At 69.8% G+C, this 22,379-nt stretch carries 20 protein-coding genes and 3 pseudogenes; 10 read left to right on the top strand and 13 right to left on the bottom strand.

Going from position 1 to position 22,379, the window contains the following annotated elements:
- Position 1: 1 nt before the first annotated feature.
- Both AWB89_RS14680 and AWB89_RS28460 read right to left on the bottom strand, forming a co-directional pair.
- Positions 2-613, bottom strand: a complete 612-nt coding sequence (locus AWB89_RS14680) for a PadR family transcriptional regulator (RefSeq protein WP_241519428.1) — start codon at positions 611-613, stop codon at positions 2-4.
- A gap of 621 nt (positions 614-1,234) precedes the next feature.
- Positions 1,235-1,339: pseudogene (locus tag AWB89_RS28460) on the bottom strand (DUF2510 domain-containing protein); the annotation flags it as partial.
- 92 nt (positions 1,340-1,431) lie between these two features.
- Between AWB89_RS28460 and AWB89_RS14670 the strand changes: the two are divergent.
- Positions 1,432-2,715 (top strand): glycoside hydrolase family 3 N-terminal domain-containing protein, encoded by a 1,284-nt coding sequence (locus tag AWB89_RS14670; RefSeq protein ID WP_085174606.1) that lies wholly within the window; start codon positions 1,432-1,434, stop codon positions 2,713-2,715.
- 19 nt (positions 2,716-2,734) lie between these two features.
- Here AWB89_RS14670 and AWB89_RS14665 read toward each other — a convergent pair whose 3' ends face one another.
- The 3 genes from AWB89_RS14665 to AWB89_RS14655 are packed head-to-tail and all read right to left on the bottom strand — an operon-like array spanning position 2,735 to position 4,979.
- Complete coding sequence (locus AWB89_RS14665) at positions 2,735-3,625, bottom strand: alpha/beta hydrolase fold domain-containing protein (protein ID WP_241520501.1); 891 nt, start codon at positions 3,623-3,625, stop codon at positions 2,735-2,737.
- Positions 3,622-4,476 (bottom strand): hypothetical protein, encoded by an 855-nt coding sequence (locus tag AWB89_RS14660; RefSeq protein WP_172405450.1) that lies wholly within the window; start codon positions 4,474-4,476, stop codon positions 3,622-3,624. The genes AWB89_RS14665 and AWB89_RS14660 overlap by 4 nt, the downstream gene beginning before the upstream one ends.
- A 47-nt stretch (positions 4,477-4,523) precedes the next feature.
- The gene (locus tag AWB89_RS14655) at positions 4,524-4,979 is read right to left on the bottom strand and encodes a DUF1003 domain-containing protein (protein WP_085174605.1); all 456 of its coding nucleotides are present in this window, start codon (positions 4,977-4,979) and stop codon (positions 4,524-4,526) included.
- Positions 4,980-5,154: 175 nt separating this feature from the next.
- Here AWB89_RS14655 and AWB89_RS14650 point away from each other — a divergent pair, with 175 nt between their 5' ends.
- Positions 5,155-6,279: an FAD-dependent oxidoreductase gene (locus AWB89_RS14650; protein ID WP_085174602.1), complete on the top strand. Its 1,125-nt coding sequence runs from the start codon at positions 5,155-5,157 to the stop codon at positions 6,277-6,279.
- Between the two features lie 5 nt (positions 6,280-6,284).
- Here AWB89_RS14650 and AWB89_RS14645 read toward each other — a convergent pair whose 3' ends face one another.
- From AWB89_RS14645 to AWB89_RS14625, 5 genes are all read right to left on the bottom strand, one after another.
- On the bottom strand, positions 6,285-7,007 hold the full coding sequence (locus tag AWB89_RS14645) for a DUF4190 domain-containing protein (protein WP_085174601.1): 723 nt from the start codon (positions 7,005-7,007) through the stop codon (positions 6,285-6,287).
- 67 nt (positions 7,008-7,074) lie between these two features.
- A complete protein-coding gene (locus AWB89_RS28295; protein ID WP_085174705.1) occupies positions 7,075-8,979 on the bottom strand; it encodes a protein kinase domain-containing protein in 1,905 nt (634 codons plus the stop codon).
- Positions 8,980-9,069: 90 nt separating this feature from the next.
- A complete protein-coding gene (locus AWB89_RS14635; protein WP_085174599.1) occupies positions 9,070-10,908 on the bottom strand; it encodes a serine/threonine-protein kinase in 1,839 nt (612 codons plus the stop codon).
- 24 nt (positions 10,909-10,932) lie between these two features.
- Entirely contained in the window at positions 10,933-12,423 is a 1,491-nt protein-coding gene (locus AWB89_RS14630) for a multicopper oxidase family protein (protein ID WP_085174597.1), read from the bottom strand.
- Entirely contained in the window at positions 12,420-13,160 is a 741-nt protein-coding gene (locus AWB89_RS14625; RefSeq protein WP_241520499.1) for an arsenate reductase/protein-tyrosine-phosphatase family protein, read from the bottom strand. The genes AWB89_RS14630 and AWB89_RS14625 overlap by 4 nt, the downstream gene beginning before the upstream one ends.
- Positions 13,161-13,202: 42 nt before the next feature.
- Here AWB89_RS14625 and AWB89_RS14620 point away from each other — a divergent pair, with 42 nt between their 5' ends.
- The 6 genes and pseudogenes from AWB89_RS14620 to AWB89_RS14590 all read left to right on the top strand — a co-directional run bounded on the left by AWB89_RS14620 (position 13,203) and on the right by AWB89_RS14590 (position 18,029).
- Positions 13,203-14,459 carry an APC family permease gene (locus AWB89_RS14620; RefSeq protein WP_263992993.1) on the top strand — a complete coding sequence of 419 codons (1,257 nt, stop codon included), beginning with the start codon at positions 13,203-13,205 and terminating at the stop codon, positions 14,457-14,459.
- 49 nt (positions 14,460-14,508) lie between these two features.
- Complete coding sequence (locus AWB89_RS14615; RefSeq protein ID WP_085174592.1) at positions 14,509-14,847, top strand: ArsR/SmtB family transcription factor; 339 nt, start codon at positions 14,509-14,511, stop codon at positions 14,845-14,847.
- Positions 14,844-16,327: pseudogene (gene arsB, locus AWB89_RS14610) on the top strand (ACR3 family arsenite efflux transporter). Before AWB89_RS14615 ends, arsB begins: the two are co-directional and overlap by 4 nt.
- 22 nt (positions 16,328-16,349) lie before the next feature.
- Complete coding sequence (locus AWB89_RS14600) at positions 16,350-16,766, top strand: ArsI/CadI family heavy metal resistance metalloenzyme (RefSeq protein ID WP_085174703.1); 417 nt, start codon at positions 16,350-16,352, stop codon at positions 16,764-16,766.
- 104 nt (positions 16,767-16,870) lie between these two features.
- Positions 16,871-17,311: a flavin reductase family protein gene (locus AWB89_RS14595; protein ID WP_276074018.1), complete on the top strand. Its 441-nt coding sequence runs from the start codon at positions 16,871-16,873 to the stop codon at positions 17,309-17,311.
- A 1-nt stretch (position 17,312) separates the two neighbouring features.
- Positions 17,313-18,029 (top strand): pyrimidine reductase family protein, encoded by a 717-nt coding sequence (locus AWB89_RS14590; protein WP_085101164.1) that lies wholly within the window; start codon positions 17,313-17,315, stop codon positions 18,027-18,029.
- A 4-nt stretch (positions 18,030-18,033) separates the two neighbouring features.
- On the opposite strand, the gene AWB89_RS14585 is transcribed toward AWB89_RS14590, so the two are convergent.
- Positions 18,034-18,519 carry an SRPBCC family protein gene (locus AWB89_RS14585; protein WP_085101169.1) on the bottom strand — a complete coding sequence of 162 codons (486 nt, stop codon included), beginning with the start codon at positions 18,517-18,519 and terminating at the stop codon, positions 18,034-18,036.
- A 280-nt stretch (positions 18,520-18,799) separates the two neighbouring features.
- On the opposite strand from AWB89_RS14585, the gene AWB89_RS14580 reads away from it, so the two are divergent.
- Together AWB89_RS14580 and AWB89_RS14575 are read left to right on the top strand one after the other, a co-directional pair.
- Positions 18,800-19,099, top strand: coding sequence for a hypothetical protein (locus tag AWB89_RS14580; protein ID WP_372515254.1), 300 nt, complete (start codon positions 18,800-18,802; stop codon positions 19,097-19,099).
- 162 nt (positions 19,100-19,261) lie between these two features.
- Entirely contained in the window at positions 19,262-21,091 is a 1,830-nt protein-coding gene (locus AWB89_RS14575) for a serine/threonine protein kinase PknE (RefSeq protein ID WP_085174584.1), read from the top strand.
- Positions 21,092-21,101: 10 nt separating this feature from the next.
- Here AWB89_RS14575 and AWB89_RS14570 read toward each other — a convergent pair whose 3' ends face one another.
- On the bottom strand, positions 21,102-21,461 hold the full coding sequence (locus tag AWB89_RS14570) for a hypothetical protein (RefSeq protein WP_085174582.1): 360 nt from the start codon (positions 21,459-21,461) through the stop codon (positions 21,102-21,104).
- Positions 21,462-21,537: 76 nt separating this feature from the next.
- A pseudogene (locus AWB89_RS27285) lies at positions 21,538-22,379 on the bottom strand (serine/threonine-protein kinase); the annotation flags it as partial.

Below are 22,379 nucleotides of genomic sequence, written 5' to 3'. Positions count from 1 at the left end.
CCTACTCGGATTCGCGCTTGGCCTGGACCTGCTTCTCGACCTCGCGCCAATAACCGGGCTTCGGGCGCGGTTTGCCCAAGCCGCCCTTCGCAGCCTTCTGCAGGATGCCGTCCGCCTCGTCGATTTCCTTCATCAATTCCAAGGCGAACTCACGCTCGGCGGCGTAATACTTCGCCGCCCAGCGCAACGCGATCACCGAGTACGCCCAGGCGGGTTCGACCTCGGCCCCGTCCGCATCTTCCACCGCCTTGCGGTGCCTGGCTTCCGCGTACGCCACGTGCTCCTGCAGTATTTCCTTCAGCCGGCCCGGATTGCTCAGGTGGCCGAACGTAACCCGAAGCAGCACACTGTGTTTGAGCACCGGTGGATCGACCGGCGCATGGTTGGTCCACTCGATGATGGCGTCCATCCCGGCCGGGGTGATCTTGTAGAGCCGCCGGCTGCGGGTGCCCTCGTCGTGCTCGACGCGCGACGTGACCAGTCCAAGGCCCTCGAGTTTCTTCAGCTCCGTGTAGATCTGGCTGTAGGACGGGCTCCAGTAGTAGAGGTCGACGCTCCAGTCGATCCACTTCTTGAGGTCATAGCCGGAGACTTCCTCTTCGTAGGACATCATCCCCAGCAGGGCCCAGCTTGTGGCCGCAAGCGCGGCCTTGGCCGGGTTTTCGCTGGTCTCGTCCACTCCGCCAGATTAACAACCCGGGGGCCAGGCTCCCTGGTTGTGGACCGTTGACCGGGACGTCTTTGCCCGTTCGATCCAGAGCCGCACGACCCCCACGGCGGTGACGATGACCGCCGCCCCGTACACCATCACCCCCACTGCCGGCTTGATCTGCACGACGCCCAAGCCCTTGTCGTTCTCCGCGGCCACCGTGTTGAACCAGACGATCGTCAGGCCGGCGAGCAGGCCCACCACGACGCTGAGCCCGATCAGTCGCCCCACCACCATTTGGGATCCCGGCAGAACGGGAAACGCCAACGCGGCGGCGACGGCGACCAACGCGATGACGACAAACTTCGCCGTGCCGTTGGCGGGAATTTCGCGCGAGCCCAGCGTTTCTCCGAACAATCGGACGCTCTCGGTCGCAAACGGCAGGAATGTCGACATCGCTGTGACGACGAGCCCCGCGACCACAATCCAGGCGGCGACGGACATCCTGGCGGCGAAGCCCTCGACCGCCGGGGGCCGGTCGTGCGCCACCTGCCCCGCCACGCCCGGGCTTTCCGGACCGGGCGGGGACCACTGCCGGCGGTGCGGCGTCCAGCCCCGGCCGTCCCAGTACCGTTGGGCGTCGGGATCCCGTGGGTCGTCATACCAGCCGGGCTGGTGGGGTGTCGTCATGGGCCGATCCTCCCGGTTGACCGAGCTGCACCCGTGAGAGCGAGAATAGTCGCTGCCGTAAACCCGCGAATAGGACCTGATGGGCGACCTGGATGACAACTGATCGGCCAACCGATCCCGCCGAAGGAACCGACGATCGCCCCGATTCGGCCGACGCGGCAATCGATGGCGCGCCCGCGCCTGGCCGGTCGCGCCGGCCGTCCACGCGCGCGGTCGTCGTCGCCTGCCTGGTCGCCATCGCCGTGGTGGCCGGTGGCGTGATCGTGGGCCTGCGGCTGGAGCGGACCCACCGGCCCGCGTCCTCGCCGGCTTCGGCCCCGCCCGGCCCCGTCGCGGCCCCGCCGGCTGGTTGCGACACGACGCGGTTGCTGGCGTCGATGTCGAACCGGGACAAGCTCGCCCAACTGCTGATGGTCGGCGTGACCGACGCGGCCGACGCCCGCGCGGTCGTCGCCAACCAGCACGTCGGCGGCATCTTCATCGCCAGCTGGACCAACCTGTCGATGCTGACCGACGGCTCGCTTGCCGAGATCGCCCGCTCGGCGGGCCCGCTGCACCTGGCGGTCAGCGTCGACGAGGAGGGTGGGCGCGTCGAGCGGTTGTCGGCGCCCGCCCTGCTCGGGCAGGCACCGTCGGCCCGCGCTCTGGCCCACAGTGAATCGGCCGATCAGGCCTACCAACTGGCGCTGGACCGCGGCCGCAGGATGCGCCAACTCGGCATCACGATCGATTTCGCCCCGGTCGTCGACGTCACCGATGCGCCCGACCACACGGTGATCGGCGACAGGTCATTCAGCGACGACCCCGCGGTGGTGACGAAGTACGCGGGCGCGTACGCGCGCGGCCTGCGGGACGCCGGCGTGCTGCCGGTGCTCAAGCACTTTCCCGGGCACGGCCACGCGTCGGGTGACTCACACGCGATGGGCGTGGTCACCCCGCCGCTGGACGACTTGCAGGGCGTCGACCTGGCGCCCTATCGCACGCTGGTATCGCAGGCGCCGGTCGGTGTGATGGTCGGCCACATGCAGGTTCCGGGCCTGACCGGTAGTGACCCCGCCAGCCTCAGCGCGGCCGCGATCTCGTTGTTGCGCAACGGAAAAGGTTACGGCGGGCCGCCATTCGACGGGCCGGTGTTCACCGACGACCTGTCGAGCATGCGAGCGATCACCGATCGCTACGGGATCGCGGAGGCGGTGCTCAAGGCCCTGCAGGCCGGCAACGACACCGCGCTGTGGGTGAGCACCACCGCGGTCCCGGCGGTACTCGACCGGCTGGTGTCCGCGCTCAACGCCGGGGAATTGAGCATGCCCAACATCGAAGCGTCGGTGCGCCGGATGGCGGCGGCCAAAGCTTTCGATTCGCCCTGCGGGCATTGACTTTCGCGTCGGCGGATTTTCAGTTCTCGCCTAAACGTTCGACGATGACGGCCCGCGCGGCGCGACCTTCCGGAGTCGGCGTGAGCGGGTAGACGTGCACCAGGCCCTGTCGTTCGTGATATTCGATGTCGACGCCGGCCGCCGCGGCCTTCGAGGCGAGGAGCCGCGCGTCGGGGTTGAGGATGTCGCGCGTGCCGCTGAAGACGGTCAAGGGCCCCAGGCCGCTCAGGTCACCGTTCAGCGGGCTCACCATCGGGTCGGTCGTCGGCAGGTCGCCGCGCCAGCGCGACGCGAATTCCAGCAGGCCGGCGCGGGTCAGCCACGGATCGTCGACGGCGCCGATCAACGGGTTGGCCAGCGAGACGTCGAGGACCGGCGAGATCAGCACCGTCCGCGGCAACACCAGGCCGCGCTCGTCGCGCAGCATCAACGCGGCGGACAGGGCCATCTGTCCCCCGGCGGAATCCCCTGCCAAACAGACGCTGTGGTCGGAGGCCGCCTTCTCGGCCACCAGCTCGGCGACCATCGGCATGACCTCGGCCGCGGTGCTGAACGGCACCAGCGGGTAGATCGGCACGACCAGCTGCAACCGGGCCTCCGCCGCGATCTGTGCCGCCAATCGCCAATGCTGCGAGGCGATTTCGTTGACCCAGGCGCCGCCGTGGAGGTAATAGACAGTGCCACGCGGCGTGGCGCCGTTCTTCGATGTCAAGGTGAAAATCGGCCAGTCCGAACGGATCTCCATGTGCACGTCAAGGTCGGACCGCAAGCGGGGCGGCGGCCCGAACGCCTGCGGCATCGACGCCCGCGCCTCGATGTGCTCGCGGGCGCTTTCGGCGCTTCGGTACGGCCGCCCCCGGGTGAGGCGCAGGACGGTGGGCAGCGCCCGACTTCGCCAGCTCAGCGTCACCTGATCTGCAACCCCCGCTTACGCACCCACAGCAGGGCGGCGGCGGTTCCCACGAGATACACCCCGGTGGCGATCGCCAGGTGCACGAAGCTCTTCGTGTCCCGTCCGAACACCGGCCAGATCATTTTCGGCACCTGTGTCCACAACACCCGGTGCTCGACCCCGTTCATCGGGTCGGCGACGTAATACAGCGCATACGGCAGCAACAGGGCCAGCAGCCAGCAGCCGGTGCGCAGACGATCGCCGCGCTGGCGCCACCGCCGGATCAGCGGCTCGACGCTCACCGGGTGCAACACCGAGATGAGGTTACCGACCCCCAGCCAGGACACAATGGGCACCGCGACGGTGGGAATGGTCACCCCGAGGCGCCCCGGCGTCTCCAACCAGAGCGTGAGCGCCATCGCCGCCACCAGGGTCGGCAGGCCGACGATGGCCAGCAGGGCCAGGTTCTTGATCAGCATGATCCGCCAGAACGGCACGCCGTCGGACAACGCCTGCCGGACGCGGTAATGGTCGGCGCCGAGCAGGTTGGTGGTGGTCACATCGGCGAGCACCCACGAGGAGAAGTAGGTGCCGATCAGGATCACCCAGTCCGAGTGGTGACGGCCGGTCGTGAGCGGCTGCACCAACAACCACGTCGCGGCGAAGACGACGTTGGCCAGCACTCCCATCAGCCAGGTGCGCGGCGGCGTGAACGCCCAACGGATCTCGGCGCCGACCGCCGGCCACAGGCCTCGCCGCAGATCCCTGGCGGCCCGCCGGGCCGCGGCGGGGCGGGGGGCCGACGCCCGCACCGCCGCGCGCAGCGCGGCGTCCAACCGTGGCCGCACCGTCGCCTGAAGTTCCGTCATCTGCTCCCCCGCCAGCTTCGTAACCGCCCGCCCCGCAACGCCTTTGGTTATCCGTGCGGACCGGGCTTCCCGATGATGCGCTTATGCAGCTCCTCGGTGAGCAGATGAATCTGGCGGGTCAGCTCGAGGTCGGTCTTGAGCTCCACTTCCTGGGTCTGGAAGTCATGGTCCGCCCGCGCCTGCTGGAAAGCGGCCTGCCGGTTCTGACCGATCATCACGAAGGTGGACAGAAAGATCGCCTCGAGCGACACCGCGAGCGTCAGCGTCGGCCACGGGTTCCGTTCCAGGAACACCATCCACACGCCGAACAGAGCCGCATGCAGCCACACGAAGTTCATCGATCCGGCAAACGCGGTGATCCGGTCGGCCAGGCGCAGCTGGACGCTCGCGCTGCGCCTCCTCGCCTCGCCCAGGACCGCCGGGTGGTGGACCTGACCGGCCCGCAGCAGCCGGCGCGGAATGAGCTGCGGGGTGTGGTGATGGGCGTCGGCGTGTGTCGTCATGTGAGCCGTTCCTTTCGGTGCCATTGCGGTATGCCGATACCCGTCAGCTGGCACGTTTTCGACGGTCGGAGGTGCCGCTGGCTAATGCTACTGATGCGGCTTCCGGGTGAGCCATGCCCAATGGCCCGCCGGTAGAACGTGTTACAGTTTGCCGACCTGGGCGAAGGGCCTTGACATGAACCGCAAGCGCGTCGTCATCGCGGGGCTGGGCGACGTCGGCGTCCTGGCCGCGATCCGTCTCGCCCGGCACGCCGACGTCGTCGGGATTTCCAGCAAACCCGCGCTGGTGAGCGGTCAAGAACTCGGCGTCCGGCTGTCCCGCCCCGAGGACTGGGCCCGCGACTACTGGATTCCGTTCGACAGGTTCCGCCGCCTGGATGGGGTGCGGACGGAGCAGGCCACGTTGACCGGCCTGGATCTGACGGCTCGCACCGTGCTGGGCCGCCGCGCGGACGGCGCCCCCCTCGCCGAGCAGTACGACGCGCTCGTCATCTCGACCGGCGTCAGCAACGGATTCTGGCGTCGGCCGACGCTGCAGTCACCCGCCGAGATCGGCGCCGACCTGCGCGCCGCCCACGACCGGTTGTCCGCCGCAGAGTCGGTGATGGTCATCGGGGGCGGCGCGGCGGCGGTGAGCAGCGCCGTCAACCTGGCCACGACCTGGCCGGGCAAGCGGATCGACCTGTACTTCCCGGGGGAGCGCGCGCTGGGCGAATATCACCCGGCCACCTGGCAGCGCGTCCGCGGCCGACTGACCGACCTCGGGGTGGGCTTGCACGCCGGCCATCGCGCCCGGGTTCCCGACGGCTTCTCGGGCGACGCGATCACCGGCGAACCGGTCGACTGGAGCACCGGGCAGCCGCCGAGTTCCGCCGACGCCGTGCTCTGGGCCATCGGCCGCGCGCGGCCCAACACCGATTGGCTGCCGCCTGAACTGCTCGACGAACGCGGTTTCGTGCGCGTGACCCCGCAGCTGCGGGTGCCGGGCCACCGGGGCGTCTTCGCCGTCGGCGACGTCGCGGCCACCGACCCGCTGCGCAGCTCCGCCCGCAATCGCGGGGATGCGTTGGTAGCCCGCAACATTCGCGCCGAGTTCGCGGGCCGGGACCTGCGCGCCTTCCGCACCCCGGGGCGCCGGTGGGGCTCGTTGTTGGGCATTCAGCCCAACGGGCTCGAGGTCTTCTTCCCCACGGGTCAGTCGCTGCGCTTCCCGTCCTGGTCGGTCGATCGGGTGGTGATGCCATGGATCGTCCGGTGGGGCATGTATCGGGGGGTGCGCGAGAACCAGCCGCTGCGATAGCGGGCTCAGCTCCTGATCGAACCGGTTCGCTTGTTCGTGAACGTCGCGACGCACACCATCGCCCGGTCGCCGTGCTGCCACGAATCCTGCGTGGGCTTCATGACCGCCAAGTCGACGCCCGGGTCCAGCAGCGCCGTGGCCGAGTACGACGCCAGCGTCTCCTTGCATTCCTTGTTGTACGCGCTGAATCCGGCGTCCCCGGGAAACGGTCCGTCGGGAATGGTCACGACGCCGGCCACCTCGGCCGCGTGGGGCCGGTCGCAGCTGACGGTGTTCACCGAGGCGATCCGGTTTCCGGTCGGCAGCTCGGCGAAGCAATCCCCGACCTTGATGTCTTGAGCGCTTACGGTGTGGGTCGGCGACAGGGCCACGAAAGCGATCGCGACGGCGATCACCACCGCCCACAGCGCGGACAGCGCGAGACCGGCGATCGCCATCCCCCGGCCGCGCTGCCGACCGGGTCTCGTCTTGCCCAGGGCGATGATGCCGAAGATGACGCTCAGCAGGACGCCGCCCACGATCCCGCACACGAGCGACGCCACCGCGAATCCGCTGGTGGTCGGGCGGGGCGGCGGGTAAGGGTAGACCGGCGGCGGGTACGGGCCCGGCGGGTACGGCTGGGGATAAGCGCCCGACGGGTACGGCGCGGGGTAAGGACCGACGGGGTACGGGGGCGGATATGCACCCGGGTGCGGGGGCGGCGCGCCGGGGTCCAGCGGATGCGACATGCCTCACTGTAAGGCTCGACCCGACTTCCCGCTCGTGTCGTCCGCGACCGTCGCGCGGCCGAAACCGCTAATCGCCGGTGCGCGTTAGCGTTTCGTCGTAATCCAGGCTCCACTGGCAGTTGGGTCCGCCGGATTCGTCGAGGTGATCGTGCCCGGTGAGCGACTTGATGGGATCCTGCGGCGGCTGCGGCAGCGGATACTGTCCGGTGGCCTTCGCGTAGACCAGGCCGCCGCAGCCGGGGTCGTTGTCGTCGTGCTCGACGTGCAGGTTCCAGGTTCCGCCGGCGAAGACCAGCGGCGTGTCGATCGTCTTGGAGTGCAGATAGCTCATGCACCGGTCGCCGCCCCGCAGGCAGTCGGTGACCACCGCCTGATCCCCCTGCTGCGGCGCGACGGCCTTCTTGAATTTTCGGGTGACGTGGTAGCGGCCGTGCAGGGCTTCGGCCGGCGACGCGACCCGCGGCGGCAGCGTGTTCGGGTCGGGCAGGGTGTTGACGTCGACGTCTCCGGTGCGGGTGAAGGTCACCGTCCGCTTTTCGTTGCAGGCGTTTTCGGAGGCCCCGCGGTATTCGCCGGTGAAAGTCCCGTCGGGCTGTGGCTGCAGCGTCAAGACCTGCCAGACTTCGGCCGGGGCGTCCCGGCATTTGTCCGAGCCGAGGCTGACGGCCACCCAGCGCCCGTCCACCTCGTCGAACACCGAGCTCGAGGCGAGCCTCAGCTCCCCGCTGAGGCGCGACGCGGTCGCCCGGCAGCCGGTCGACCCGCACGCCGAGCGCACCGCGTAAGTGTCGGTCGTCGGCTTGGCGGCCGCCGCCGGGACATCGTCGAGGGTGCCGCCCGGCCCGAAATGCGCCTGGTAGACACCGGTGAACGGGCCGGTGTTGGGCGGCGGTTGCTGCCTTGGCGGGGCGCCGGTGGGCGCCGCCGCGTGTCCGGGATCGTGGTGGTGCAGGAGTTTCACTCCGGCGAACACACCACCCGCCACGACGAGCAGTCCGACGCCGGCCAGGGCGCCGATCAGCGCGCGGGGTCGCCCCCCGGGCCGCTTGCTCGCGGGTCGCATGGCGGGGATGGTGGCGTCCATCGCGGGTTGGGTGTCGGGGAACGGAACGGCACCGCCCCCGGAGGGGTCCGCCCCCAGCGCGCGGGCTAGCTGGTCGGCGAATCCGCGGCAGCTGGCGAATCGTTCGTCCGGCCTCTTGGCCAGCGCGGTGGCGAACACCGGATCCAGCGCGGCGAGCTCCGGCCGCCGGGCCGCGATCGACGGCGGCGGCGCGCCGATGTGTTGGCTGATCACCACGGCGGGATTGGAATCGACGTAGGGCGCCGCCCCGGTCAGCAGGTGAAAAGCCGTGCACGCCAACGCGTATTGGTCGGCGCGCCCGTCGATCGGCTCGCCCTTGAGCTGCTCGGGCGCCGCGTAGGCCGCCGTGCCCACCGTCATGTTGGTCGCCGTCAGCCCGGTGGCGTCGTCGACGCGCCGTGCGACGCCGAAGTCGGCGAGAAACACCCGCCGCTGCTGCCCGTCGGGATCGGTCAACAAGATGTTGGCCGGTTTGACGTCGCGATGCAGCAGCCCGCGTTGATGGGCGTAGTCCAGCGCCGAGCCGACGGCGGTCGCGATGGCGACCACCAACTCGGGCGGCATTCCACCGGGGTGGCTTTCGCCCAGCAGCCGGCCCGCGTCCGCGCCGGCCACGTAATCCATTGAGATCCATAGCCTGCCGTCTTCCTCGCCCCGGTCATGGATCGCCACGATGTGCGGGTGCGACAGGCCGGCCGCCAGGTCGGCCTCGCGCAGGAACCGGGCCCGAAACTCGGAATCACCGGTCGAGTCGGCGGCGAGGACCTTCAGCGCGTCCTCGCGCGGCAGCCGCGGGTGCGCCGCCAAAAACACCTGGCCCATGCCGCCCGAGCCCAGCACCCGCAGGATCGTGTATCCGGCAAACACCTGGCCGACTTCGAGCGACATGGGCAGATCGTAAATGCTGAAGCGGCAGCGGCACATGCAATTCGCGCAGGACGCCGCGCCGCGCCTGGCGGCAAACCCGCCGGGGCCACGCTAGTCGCCGGTGCGGGTGAACGTCTCGTCGAAGTCGGCGTTGAGTGGGCACGGCGCGCTCTGTTCCTGGTGACCTCGCCCGGTGAGCTTCGCGATGGGGTCCGTGGGCGGTTGCGGCAGTGGATACTCGCCGCTGGATTTCATGTGCGTCGTGTCCCCCGACCGCGGGCACGTGCTGGTGGCGTCGACGTTCCACGTCCACTTGCCGTCAGCGAAGACCAGCGGCAGGTCGTTCGACGGTTCGTGAAAGTAGCTCATGCATCGCTCACCGGTGCGCAGGCAATGGGTGGTCACGGCGGTGTCGAACTGCTGCAGTGGTTCCCCGCTCGTCAGGGTCCACGTCACGTGGTAGTGCCCGCGCAGCGCCTGCGCCGGCGATACGACGCGCGGGGGGACGCCGGCCGGGTCGGGGATGGCCTTGATGTCGACGTCGCCGGTGCGGGTGAAGGTCACGGTGCGCTTGGTCGCGCAGGCATTGGCGGCGGTCGCGGTGAAGTCACCGGAGAGATTTCCGCCGGCATCGGCTCGCAGCGTGAACACCTGCCAGAACTCGGTGGGAGCGTCGCGGCACGTGTCGGACCCGAGCGAGACCGACACCCAGGTCTCACCGATCCGGTCGAACACCAGGGTCGGGACCGTCACGGACGCGCCGCCCAGGCGCTGCGCCGTCATCACACAGCCTTGGCCACGGCACACCGATCGGATGCCGTAGGTGCTCGTCAGCGCCGGGGGCGCAGCCGAATCCGGAGTGTCGTCGAGGGCGATGGTCGGTCCGAAGTCGGTCCGGTAGGTGCCGGTGAAGGGGCCCGACGCCGGGTCGGTGTGGCGCTGCGCGGTGAGCTTCAGGCCCGCGATCACCCCACCGGCGACCAGCAGCAGCACGCCGGCCAGGACGCCGATCACCACCGCCGGGCGCCGGACCCGCCGCCGCTTCGATACGGCCTCTGACGGCAAGGCGAGCGCGGTCGGCTCCAGCGCCGGTCGGGGATGCGAACCGGCCGCGCCGAGGTGCTGGCGCAGCCGCTCGGCGAACTCCCCGCAGCTGCCGTAGCGCCCGGCGGGGTCCTTGGCCATCGCGGTGGCGAACACCGGGTCCAGCCCGGCCAGCTCCGGCCGGTGCGCGCCGATCGAGGGCGGCGGGGCGCTGACCTGCTGGCCGATCACGACCGCGAGGTTGGGGCCCGCATAGGGCGGGACGCCGGCCAGCAGGTGAAAAGCCGTGCACGCCAAGGCGTATTGATCCGCGCGGCCGTCGACCGGCCCGGCCATCAGCTGCTCCGGCGCCGCGTAGGCCGCCGTGCCCACGGCCATCTTGGTCGACGTCAGCCCCGCCGCATCGTCGATGCGCCGCGCGATGCCGAAGTCCGCCAAGTAAATCCGGCGCCCCTGTTGGTCGGAGTCGGTGACCAGAATGTTCGCGGGCTTGACGTCGCGGTGCAGCAGTCCGCGATGGTGCGCGTAGTCCAGCGCCGAGGCGACCGCGGCGATGATCGTCATCGCCTCGTCGGCGGGCATGCCGCCCGGGAACCGCTCGCGCAGCAGCCGGGCCACGTCGGTGCCGGCCACGTATTCCATCGAGATCCAGAACTGGCCCTCGAATTCACCGCGGTCGTGGATGCCCACGATGTGGGGATGCGACAGGCCGGCGGCCAGCTCCGCCTCGCGCTCGAACCGTTCCCGGTACTGCGGATCGGCGGTCACCTCGGGCGGCAACACCTTCAGCGCGTCCTCCCGCGGCAGCCGCGGGTGCGCGGCCAGATAGACCCGGCCCATGCCGCCCGAACCCAGCACCCGCAGGATCGTGTATCCGGCAAACACCTGGCCGGCGTCGAGCGCCATGGGCAAATCGTAGAGTCTCGCGGGTCAGCTGCAGTTGAGCAGCAGCATCAGCCCGTAGTCCATATGGATCTGCTGATGGCAGTGCAGCAGGGACAGCCCCGGTTGATCGGCGACGAAATCGATCTCCATGCTCTGATAGCCGCCCAGCATCGCGACGTCCTTACGCACGCCGGCGGTCGGCGTGCCCGCGATGCGGGTGATTTCAAAAGTGTGCCGGTGCAGGTGCATCGGGTGCAGGTCGTCGCTGGCGTTGCGGAAGCGCAGCCGGTGGCGCTTGCCGCGTTGCACGTCGAGCACGGGCCGGTTGGTGTCCATGGAAAAGGGCGTTCCGTTGAACGTCCAGAGGTTGAAGCCGCCGTCGGCGGCGTTGCGCTTCTCGATCAGCATCTCGATGGTGCGGTCGGGCGCCGGGGGCGGCATGGGACTGGGCTGCGCGAACAGGCGGTAATCCCACTTGAACGGCGGCGGCGGCGCCCATTGCGGATCTCCGCCGCGCCCGGCGTATTCCACCACGATGCCCATGCCGTGGCCGCGGTCGTCGTCGGACAGGTCGCCCAGCACCCACACGCCCGGGTTGTTCATGGTCACCACCGCCGAAATGCGTTCGGCCGCACCGAGCCACAGCACCGGGACGGACGCGGGGTTCGGCACCGGGTTGCCGTCCAGCGCCACCACATTGAACGCATGCCCGGGCAACGCCAGGCTGCGGGACTCGGTGGCGCTGCCGTTGAGGACATGCAGCAACACCCGCTGACCCGTTTGGACGCGGATCGGGTCGCCGTGGCCGAGCATGCGCCCGTTGATGGCGAAAGCCCCGTAGCTGACCTCGTAGCCACGCGGGTCGCCGCGGTCGAGCGAGGCCTTCATCGCCGATTCGCCCCTGTCCCGGAGATCGGGATCCTGCTCGCCGGCGAGGAAGTCGCTGGCCATGTCGCCGCCCCGGCTGAAGGTGGGGTCGAATTCCTTGAGCGTCAAGAAGATCTCTTGGTCGTAGGAGCCGGCGTTCTGCCGGGGCTCGATGTAGACCGGGCCGACCAGGCCGCTGTATTGGCCGCGGGACAGGTCGGAGCGCGGGACGACGTGGGTGTGATAGAACCGGAAGCCCGCCGGACCGGGGACGAAGGAGATGCGGCGCATGCCGTGGGCGGGGATGTCGGGCGTGCCCTCCTCGGCGGAGCCGTCGACGTCGACGCCCACGTGCTGGCCGTGCCAGTGCAGCTGCTCGGGGGAATCGGTGTCGTTGAAGATGTCCACCCACGTCCGCTGGCCCTCCTTGAACCGCAGCAGCGGGCCGGGGAACTGACCGTTATAGGTCAGGGTCGACGCGATGTGATCCGGTGCCAACTCCACGGTCGAAGTGCCGATCCGCAGGGTGTAGTCCGGCTTGCCGTTGGGCGGGGACGGCGGCGCGCCCCGCGAGCACGCGGCCGTTGCGAGGCCGGCGCCGCCGCTCGCGGCGATCAGCGCCAGGCCACCGCCCTTCAGGAACCCACGTCGATCGACCGCCACGCTCACCGCCCCCGGGCCAGAACGGGCAGCAGGAACTCGATGCGGCTGTCCAGTTCGCTTGCCACGCGCCGGAATTCGGGGTAGCTCGCCCGTTCGCCGCCGGCGGCCGACGGGTCGGGCAGGCTCCAGTGCATCGTCGCGGCCACGCCGTGCTCGTCGGCGTATTCGCGGACCTTGTCGCACAACGTGATCACGTGATCGAAGCGACGCCGGGCGACCGTCGTCAACGGTCGCGGCCGGCTGTCGCCGAGGTCGATGCCGTACTGGTCGCGCATGACCCGAACCGCGTTGGGGTGCAGCGCGGGCTTGGGATGGCTGCCCGCGCTCGCGGCACGGACGCGGGTCCCGCCCTTCCTGCGCAGCAGCGCCTCGGCCATCGGTGAGCGTGCGCTGTTGCCGGTGCACAAGAACAACACCGATCCCGCCGGCTCCGCCGCTGGAGCCGCCGCGAGCGACGGATGAAGTGCGGCCGCCGCGTCCGCGAACGCACCCGCGCACCGGGTCAGGTTCAGCCGGTAATACGTGTCGCGGCCGTCGAAGTTGCTTTGCCGCGCGTCGATGAGGCCGGCCGAACGCAAGAGCCGCAGGTGATACGAGACGAGGTTTTGCGGTTCATCGACCGCGGCGGCCAGTTCGCGCACCCGGTGGTCGCCGCCCGCCAGTTCGGTCAGCAGCGCCCAGCGCACCGGATGCGAGGCCATCTGCATCAGCCGGGGAACCACCGCCGGATCCGTCGCCGCCACCCTTCGGACAATACATCAAATCAGTTTGATAGGTTACCGACTGTGAACGCCACCAACCCCCAGCTTCGGCGAAGCCTGGGCGTGTTCGACGCGGTGGTCATCGGGCTCGGCTCGATGATCGGCGCCGGAATTTTCGCCGCGCTGGGCCCGGCCGCGCGCGCCGCCGGCTCGGGGCTGCTGGTGGGCCTGGCGCTGGCGGCTGTGGTGGCCTACTGCAACGCCACCTCGTCGGCCCGGCTGGCCGCCCTGTATCCGGCCTCCGGCGGGACGTATGTGTATGGCCGCCAGCGGCTCGGCGAGTTCTGGGGCTATCTGGCGGGCTGGGGCTTCGTCGTCGGGAAGACCGCCTCGTGCGCGGCGATGGCCCTGACCGTCGGCGCCTACGCGTGGCCCGCACAGGCGCACGCGGTGGCCGTCGCCGCGGTGGTCGCACTGACGGCGGTGAACTACGCCGGCGTGCAGAAGTCGGCCTGGCTGACCCGCGTCATCGTCGCCGTGGTACTGGCCGTGCTGGCCGCGGTGGTGGCGGCCGCGTTCACCTCCCGCAGCGTCGACGCCGACCACCTGCGCCTCGCAGAAGTCACCGTGGGCGGCGTGATTCAGGCCGCGGGGCTGTTGTTCTTCGCGTTCGCCGGGTATGCGCGCATCGCCACTTTGGGGGAGGAGGTCCGCGACCCGGCGCGCACCATCCCGCGGGCGATCCCCCTCGCGCTCGGCATCGCCCTGGCCGTGTATGCGCTGGTGGCCGTCGCCGCACTCGCCGTGTTGGGGCCGCGGCGGCTGGCCGGTTCGGCGGCACCGCTGTCGGATGCGGTGCGGGTGGCGGGGATCGGCTGGCTGGCGCCCGTGGTCCAGGTGGGGGCGACGGTCGCGGCGGTGGGCTCGCTGCTCGCGCTGATCCTCGGGGTCTCGCGCACCACCTTGGCGATGGCGCGCGACCGCCACCTCCCCCACGCGCTGACCGCTGTGCACCCGCGGTTCCAGGTGCCCCACCGCGCCGAGCTGCTGATCGGCGCCGTCGTAGCGGTGTCGGCCGCCCTCGTCGACCTGCGGGGCGCGATCGGCTTTTCCTCCTTCGCCGTGTTGATCTACTACGCCGTCGCCAACGCCTCCGCCTTCACCCTGCGGCCCGACGAGGGCCGCCCGCCCCGCGCGATCCCGGTGATCGGGCTGGTCGGCTGCGTGGTCCTGGCATTCGCGATGCCGCTGTCTTCGGTGCTGGCGGGCGCGATCGTGCTGGGCATCGGCGTCGTCGCGTACGCGCTTCGGCGTGCGGCACGGCCCGCAGATCGGGCCTGATTCGGCGCGGGGGCTTGCCAGCTGATTCGATGACTGTTTATATAGAAGAATGTCGAATCAGACGCAGGCATGTTGTCCGACGCTCGGTGCCGTCGCCATGGACGAGGCGCAGGCCGTCGACCTGGCGACGATGTTCAAGGCGTTGGCCGACCCGGTGCGCCTGCGCCTGCTGAGCCTGGTCGCCAGCCACCCGGGCGGCGAGGCCTGCGTCTGCGAAATATCGGCGACGTTCGACGTCTCGCAGCCGACGATTTCACATCACCTCAAACTGCTGCGCTCGGCCGGCCTGCTGGACTGCGAACGGCGCGGCACCTGGGTGTACTACTGGGTGATTCCCGCTGCGTTACAACAGCTTTCGGCGGTCCTCCGGCTGGACGACCGCTCGTGACCGAAACCGCGGCGCCCGCTCCCGACGCCGTCACCACCCGCCTGTCCACGCTGGATCGGTTCCTGCCGGTGTGGATCGCCGCGGCGATGGCCGCCGGGCTGCTGCTGGGCCGCCTCATACCGGGCCTGGGATCGGCGTTGGGCGCGGTTGCCCTGCAAGGCATTTCACTGCCCATCGCGGTCGGCCTGCTCGTCATGATGTATCCGGTGCTGGCCAAAGTGCGCTACGACCGGCTCGACGAGGTCACCGGCGACCGCCGCCTGCTGGTGACCTCGCTGGCGCTCAATTGGCTGATCGGGCCCGCGGTGATGTTCGCGCTGGCGTGGCTGCTGCTCGCGGACCTACCGGAGTACCGCACGGGGCTGATCATCGTCGGGTTGGCGCGCTGCATCGCGATGGTCATCATCTGGAACGACCTGGCGCGCGGGGACCGTGAAGCCGCGGCCGTGCTGGTCGCGTTGAACTCGTTGTTCCAGGTTGCCATGTTCGCCGCGCTGGGCTGGTTCTACCTCTCGGCGCTACCCGGCTGGCTGGGTTTGCCCCAAACCGGCATCGCCGTCTCCCCGTGGCAGATCGCGCAATCCGTGCTCGTCTTCCTCGGCGTCCCACTGCTTGCCGGATACCTCTCGCGCCGGCTGGGCGAACGGTCCAGGGGGCGCGACTGGTACGAAACCCGGTTCCTGCCCCGCGTCGGGCCGTGGGCGCTGTACGGCTTGCTGTTCACCATCGTCATCCTGTTCGCCTTGCAGGGCCGCCAAATCACCTCGCGGCCATGGGATGTCGCGCGCATCGCGATCCCACTGCTGGCCTACTTCGCGATCATGTGGGCCGGCGGTTATGCCCTGGGATTGCTGCTGCGGCTCGGCTATGCCCGCACCACCGCCCTGGCGTTCACCGCCGCCGGCAACAATTTCGAGTTGGCCATCGCGGTGGCGATCGCGACCTATGGCGCCACGTCCGGGCAGGCGCTGGCCGGGGTGGTCGGGCCGTTGATCGAAGTGCCCGTCCTCGTCGCTCTCGTGTACGTGTCCCTCGCGCTGCGAAACCGGCTGTTCGCGGAGCCATCCCGATGACCGACAAGCCCAGCGTCCTGTTCGTCTGCGTCCACAACGCCGGACGCTCGCAGATGGCGGCCGGCCTGCTGAGGCACCTCGCGGGCGACCGCATCGAGATCCGTTCGGCGGGAACCGAACCCGCCGACGCGGTCAACCCCGTCGCGATCGCAGCGATGGCCGAAATCGGAATCGACATCAGGTCCGCCACCCCGGCGATCCTCACCGCCGACGCGGCGCGCCGCAGCGACGTCGTGATCACCATGGGCTGCGGCGACGCCTGCCCCTATTTCCCCGGGGTGTCCTACCGCGACTGGAAACTGCCCGACCCCGCCGGCCAGCCGCTGGCCACCGTCCGCGCCATCCGCGACGAGATCGCCGAACGTGTCCACGCCTTGGTCACCGAACTCCTGCCCACCCCCTCATGACCACCCGGAGAAAGGAATGAACATGTCCCGCGTGCAGCTCGCCCTCAACGTCGACGACCTCGGCGAGGCGATCGCGTTTTACTCCAAGCTGTTCAACACCGAACCCACCAAGGTCAAGCCCGGCTACGCCAACTTCGCCGTCGCCGAGCCCCCGCTCAAGCTGGTGCTGTTCGAGAACCCGGGCCACGGCGGCACACTCAACCACCTCGGCGTCGAAGTGCCCTCCACCGACGCGGTGCACGCCGAAATCGGCCGGCTGAGCGAAGAAGGACTCTTCACCGAGGAAGAGATCAACACCACCTGCTGCTTCGCCACCCAGGACAAAGTGTGGGTCACCGGACCCGGCGGCGAACGCTGGGAGGTCTACACCGTGCTGGCCGACTCCGACACCTTCGGACCCGCCGCCGACGACGCCGAAGAGGCCTGCTGCCAGGCGTAAGTGCCCCGCGGCGATTCCGGACCGACCCGAACGGGAAGACTGAGCGGGTGGCCGAGTCCGGAACCGAAGCATTCGAAAAGCTGGTGGCGCTGCTGAACTATCCGATGTTCGTGGTGACCACGCGCGCCGACGGCGTCGACGCCGGCTGCCTGGTCGGTTTCGCCAGCCAAACCAGCATCCACCCGCCGCGTTTCCTGGTCGGCCTTTCCAAGAGGAACCACACATTCCGGGTGGCCGCCGGGGCCAGCCACCTGGCCGTGCACGTGTTCGACCGCCAGCACATCGACGTCGCGGAATTCTTCGGCAGCCAGACCGGCGACACGGTCGACAAGTTCGAGCGGTGCTCGTGGCATCGCGGACCGGCGCAGCTGCCCATCCTCGACGACGCGGCCGCCTGGTTCGCCGGCAAAATCCTGGATCGGTTCTCCCTGGGTGACCACGTCGGGCATCTGCTGGAGCCGGTGGACGGCCGCCCGCCGCAGGAACTGGAGGAGTGGGTGTCATTCGGCGACGTGCGCCACCTGGAACCGGGCCACGAGGCCTGACGTGACCCAATCCGCTCGGGTGGGCGCCGTCGGCGACATCACCGAATTGGCGTCGTTCTACGCCGATCCCCCCGACGGGGTGCGCGCCAACATGATCTTTTCCGCCGACGGCGCCGCCGCCTTCGGTGGCCGCGCGGGCCCGCTGTCGTGTCCCATCGACCAGCACCTGCTCAGAATCCTGCGCGGGTTCGCCGATGTCGTCCTGGTCGGCGCCGGCACCGCGCGCGCCGAAAACTATGGGCCCGTGCGGCTCACGGATGCGCAGCGCCTCCAACGCCACGCCGAAGGGCGGACCATTCCGCCGCCGATCGCCGTGGTGAGCCGCAGCGGGGAGCTGCCGGCCAGGCTGTTGGGCGACCCCGACCAGCCGCCGATCCTGGTGACCTGCGCACGGTCCCCCGCCCGGCACGACGTCGGCGACGGCCCACGGCCGCACGCCATGGTGGCCGGCGACGACGCCGTCGACATCAGCCGCGCCGTCGGGATGCTGCGCGAGCGCGGCATGCACCGCATCCTGTGCGAGGGCGGGCCGACCCTGCTCGACGAGCTGGTGGACGCCGACGCCATCACCGAAATCTGCGTGACCCTGGCGCCCAAGCTCGCCGGGAGCCAGCCGGTCGGCGTGCGGCCGCCCGCGCGGCTGTCGGTGCCGGTGGCGATGCGCCTCGAGCACGCACTGGCCTACGACGACTACCTGTTCCTGAAATACCGCCGCTGACGGCTCAGCCGCGGGGATAACCCCGCCGGACCGTGCGGTCCAGGATGCCCAGGGTCGCCCGCAGCGCACCCTCGGACAGGACCGGGAAGATCCCGGCGTCGCGCCACTTCGCGTCGATGTTCGACCAGTCGTAGAACGACGTCACGACGGTGGACGCGCCGTCGTCGGCGGGTTCGAGCCGGTAGCCGTAGACGTGGCCGATCTGCGGGCGGATCTGGCCGAGCACCGTCCAGGAGATCAAGCGATCCCGCTCGAAGTCTTCGATGCTGACCGTGACGTCGTACTTGCCCAATTGGGGGAAGTCGTTGAGCGCCTCGCGGTCCATGTGCACGACGAAGCTGTCCCCGGCACCCGTCACCGAGTCGCCGTCGGCGCCCTGGAGCATCCCCGAGGAGTCGATCGCGACGTGGCCCTGCGGGTCGCACAGCACCGCGAAGATGTCGCCCGCGGGTGCGGGGATAGTGCGACTGGTCTCGATGCGTTCGGTCATGAGTCCTCGCAGCCAGCGGAGATAGCCAGATACAGCGTTGCGGGTAACTCTACGTCGGCCGGTGCGGTGGAGGGCAGTGCCGACGCGATTGCTGGAGGGCCGCTCGGCATGCAGCGAGCCACGCGGGTTCCTATGATGAAAGCTTGGGATATTTTCATCGATTTGCCTGCGCGACACTACCTTCAGTCCATCGTCGTCCCACCACTCGCGGGCACCGGAGCGGAGGATCACCGGCCACGTGAGCGAATCAAACGGCGAGGACGAATACCGCAACCTGGCGGTGAACCGACTGCGGCCCGGCGAGCTGCACTGGGCGCTCAACCACGACTCGGTGCACGGCATCGCCTACGCGTTCCGCAACCCGGTCGCCGTCGCCGAATCCCTGGACGATCCGCACGACGACCGAAAGACGTACCTGATCCGGGTCCGGCGCGCCGACTTGGCCACCGCCCTGGGGAAGATCAACGACTGGATCGTCAAGAATCCCGGTCCCGCCGGGATGCAGGCCTACGGCTTCGTCCAGGCGCTGTCCCGCGAGGGTCTCAGCGAACGCAAAGCCGGCGACGAGGAATGCCGCTGAGCCGCTGCCCTCGCCGTCCGGCCGGCGGGCGGCCCGCCCAGCAAAGTCGCGATGCGCTGGCTTTCTCGGTATTCACCGTGCCCGGAAGCTGCCGAAACCATTAGCCTTATGCCTGGCAGGCCACGCTGGTAGGTGATTGCGGCCCCGGGTGAGGAGTCGGCGATGAGTGACACGACCGCGGATTCGCGGGAGGGTTCGCAGTTCGGGCCGTATCGGCTGCGGCGGCTGGTGGGTCGCGGCGGCATGGGCGACGTCTACGAGGCCGAGGACACCGTCCGCGAACGCATCGTGGCGCTCAAGCTGATGTCGCAGACGCTTTCCAGCGATCCGGTCTTCCGCTCGCGGATGCAGCGCGAGGCCCGCACCGCGGGGCGGCTGCAGGAACCCCACGTCGTGCCCATTCACGACTTCGGCGAGATCGACGGTCAGCTGTACGTGGACATGCGCCTCATCGACGGCAAGAACCTGGCCACCACGCTGAGCCGGTTCGGGCCGCTGGCCCCGCCCCGCGCGGTGGCGATCGTGCGGCAGATCGGCTCGGCGCTCGACGCCGCGCACGCGGCCGGGGTGATGCATCGCGACGTGAAGCCGGAGAACATCCTCGTCAGCGCCGACGATTTCGCCTACCTCGTCGACTTCGGCATCGCCAGCGCAACCTCCGACGAGAAGCTGACCACATTCGGCACCACGGTGGGCACCGTCAAATACATGGCGCCGGAGCGGTTCAGCGACGGCGAAGTGACCTACCGTGCCGACATCTACGCCCTGGCCTGCGTGCTCTATGAGTGCCTGACGGGCAGCCCGCCGTACACGGGCGACACGATCGGGGTGATGGGGGGGCACCTCAACCAGGCGATCCCGCGGCCCAGTGTCGCGCGCCCGAGCATCCCGGTGGCCTTCGACGGCGTGATCGCCCGGGGTATGGCCAAGGACCCCGCGGCGCGCTACGCGACCTGCGGTGACCTGTCGGCCGCCGCCTACGCGGCGCTGGCCACGCCCGATCAGGACCGCGCCACCGACATCCTGGAGCGCAGCCAGGTAGCCAAGCTGCCCGCGGCCTTCGCCGGCCAGCAGCCCAGCGGCTACGCGCCGGTACCGGCGGCCATGGCCAACCACGCGCCGCCCCAGGGCCCGGTGTGGCCCGCGACCCCGGCTACCGGGTCGCCGGCCATCGGTGGTGGGCCGGTGCCGCAGCCGACGGGATGGCCCGGGACTCCGCCTTGGGGCACCGGCGATATCGGCAGCACCGGTGCACCGCCATGGGCGCAGCCGCCCCGGGGCGGGCGCAAGCCGTGGCTGTGGGTGGGCGCCGCCGTGGCGGTGGTGGTGGCCGTCGTCGGCGTGTTGGCCGTCGTTGCCGCCCATCCTTGGCAATCGTCGTCGTCCCGGCCCACGTCCACCCCGACGCCGGCGCCTCCCCCGCCCGACGCGGTCGAGCTGAAAGTGCTCGACGACGGCGTGTCCATCGGCAGCGCGACCGCACCGACGACGATCGACGTCTTCAACGAACCGATCTGCCCGCCGTGCGGCAGCTTCATCCGGTCGAACGCGAGCGACATCGACAACGCGGTGAACAACAAGAAGCTGGCGGTGCGCTATCACCTGCTCAACTTCCTCGACGACAAGTCGCACAGCAAAACTTACTCGACGCGCGCGGTGGCCGCCACGTATTGCGTTGCGGCGCAGAACGATCCGAAGCTCTACAGCGACTTCTACTCCGGCCTGTTCGCCAGCAACTTCCAGCCAGCGGAGAACGCCCCCGAGGACCGCACCGACGGCGAGCTGGCCCAGCTGGCCAAGACGGTCGGCGTCGACGCCGGCGTGATCGACTGCATCAAGGCCGGTGACGATGTCGCCACCGCCAAGGCCAAGGCCGCGGCCGGGGACGCGACGTTGAGCGGGCTCAATGCCACGGGCACCCCGTTCGTGTGGGACGGCACCAAGTCGGTGAACTACCAGGACCCGACCTGGCTCACGAAGCTGATCGGCTAGCCCCCCGGCGCTAGGGGCGCGGCGTGGGAGGCGTTGGCGCCGAGGGCGTTTGCGGCGGCGGCATCATGCCGCCCGGGCCCATCATCCCGCCCGGGCCCATCATGCCGCCCATCCCGCCGGGCCCCATCATCGGGCAGCCCCCGGAGTGGCCGCCGTAATACCCGCGGTACCAGCCATAGTGGCTGCCCGAGGACCAACCGAACAACAGCCCCCAGAACAGGATCACCGAGACGACGAACAGCGTCCCGGCGACGATGACCACCCACGCCGCGGCCTGGCCTAACCGGCTCGATGCGCCGTATCGGTAGTCGTGCCGGGGCGGCCCGGTCACGGTGGTCGGTTCGATCGTGGGTTCGGGTGTTTCCGTCATGGCTCGAAGGATGGCACAAAATACCCCACGGGGGTAGGGACCATTGGCCCTAGCTTGCCCGGCGCAGCTCGCGGGCCTAGTCGCCGGTGCGCGTGAACTTGACGTCGACGTCGGTGCTCTTGCAGGGCGACGGCGGCCCCGTCACGTCCTCGTGGCCTCGCCCGCTGATCACCGGGATCGGGTCCTGCGGGGGCTGCGGCATCGGGAAGTGCGCGATGATCCTGGTGTGCTCCATGGCGCCGCCCCGCGTGCACGGCATGTCGAACTCGCGGTCGTAAGTCCAAGCGCCGCCGTCGAATACCAGCGCCATCGCCGACAGCGGGGGCTTGTGGAAGAAGCTCATGCACCGGTCGCCGGTGCGGAGGCAGTCCGTGCGGACCACGAAGTCGTTCTGCTCGTGGTAACCGTTCGGCTGGGTGCCCGTCTCCTGGTAGTGGCCGTGCACCCCCTCCGCCGGCGACGGCACCCGCGGCGGCAGGGCGTTCGGGTCGGCCACGCTCTTCAGGTCGACATCCCCGGTGCGGGTGAAGGTCACGCTTCGTTTGTTGGCGCACCCCTTGGCCATCATTTCGGTGGCCTCGCCGGCCAGTGTGCCGTCGGGACGCGGTTGCAGCGTGAACGTCTCCCAAATTTCACCGTCGGCCTTGCCGCACGTGCTCGACCCGGCGCTCACGGCCAGCCAGCTGCCGTTGACCTGGTCCAGCACCATCGTCGGTACCTGCATGGTCTCGCCGGTGAGGCGCGTCGCGGTCGCGACGCACCCGGTGGGGCGGCACACGGAGCTCACGCCCCACGTCTCGGTCGTCGGCGCGGCACCCGGCGGCGGCATGCCCTCGATGCTGGTGATCCGCGCGAAGTCGGCCCGGTAGACGCCCGTGAAGGGACCCGAGTTGGGCGGCGGGGCCTGGGGTGTCGGGG

Origin of the sequence: Mycobacterium paraense (assembly GCF_002101815.1) — a bacterium.
Taxonomy (GTDB): Bacteria; Actinomycetota; Actinomycetes; order Mycobacteriales; family Mycobacteriaceae; genus Mycobacterium; species Mycobacterium paraense.
This window is presented reverse-complemented; position numbering and strand designations above follow the sequence as displayed.

Coding starts and splice junctions, on each gene's coding strand:
- AWB89_RS14680 (WP_241519428.1), bottom strand. CDS start 613: ATGATGTCCTACGAAGAGGAAGTCTCCGGCTATGACCTCAAGAAGTGG.
- AWB89_RS14670 (WP_085174606.1), top strand. CDS start 1,432: ATGACAACTGATCGGCCAACCGATCCCGCCGAAGGAACCGACGATCGC.
- AWB89_RS14660 (WP_172405450.1), bottom strand. CDS start 4,476: ATGACGGAACTTCAGGCGACGGTGCGGCCACGGTTGGACGCCGCGCTG.
- AWB89_RS14655 (WP_085174605.1), bottom strand. CDS start 4,979: ATGACGACACACGCCGACGCCCATCACCACACCCCGCAGCTCATTCCG.
- AWB89_RS14650 (WP_085174602.1), top strand. CDS start 5,155: ATGAACCGCAAGCGCGTCGTCATCGCGGGGCTGGGCGACGTCGGCGTC.
- AWB89_RS14645 (WP_085174601.1), bottom strand. CDS start 7,007: ATGTCGCATCCGCTGGACCCCGGCGCGCCGCCCCCGCACCCGGGTGCA.
- AWB89_RS28295 (WP_085174705.1), bottom strand. CDS start 8,979: ATGTCGCTCGAAGTCGGCCAGGTGTTTGCCGGATACACGATCCTGCGG.
- AWB89_RS14635 (WP_085174599.1), bottom strand. CDS start 10,908: ATGGCGCTCGACGCCGGCCAGGTGTTTGCCGGATACACGATCCTGCGG.
- AWB89_RS14615 (WP_085174592.1), top strand. CDS start 14,509: ATGTCGAATCAGACGCAGGCATGTTGTCCGACGCTCGGTGCCGTCGCC.
- AWB89_RS14600 (WP_085174703.1), top strand. CDS start 16,350: ATGTCCCGCGTGCAGCTCGCCCTCAACGTCGACGACCTCGGCGAGGCG.
- AWB89_RS14595 (WP_276074018.1), top strand. CDS start 16,871: ATGTTCGTGGTGACCACGCGCGCCGACGGCGTCGACGCCGGCTGCCTG.
- AWB89_RS14585 (WP_085101169.1), bottom strand. CDS start 18,519: ATGACCGAACGCATCGAGACCAGTCGCACTATCCCCGCACCCGCGGGC.
- AWB89_RS14575 (WP_085174584.1), top strand. CDS start 19,262: ATGAGTGACACGACCGCGGATTCGCGGGAGGGTTCGCAGTTCGGGCCG.
- AWB89_RS14570 (WP_085174582.1), bottom strand. CDS start 21,461: ATGACGGAAACACCCGAACCCACGATCGAACCGACCACCGTGACCGGG.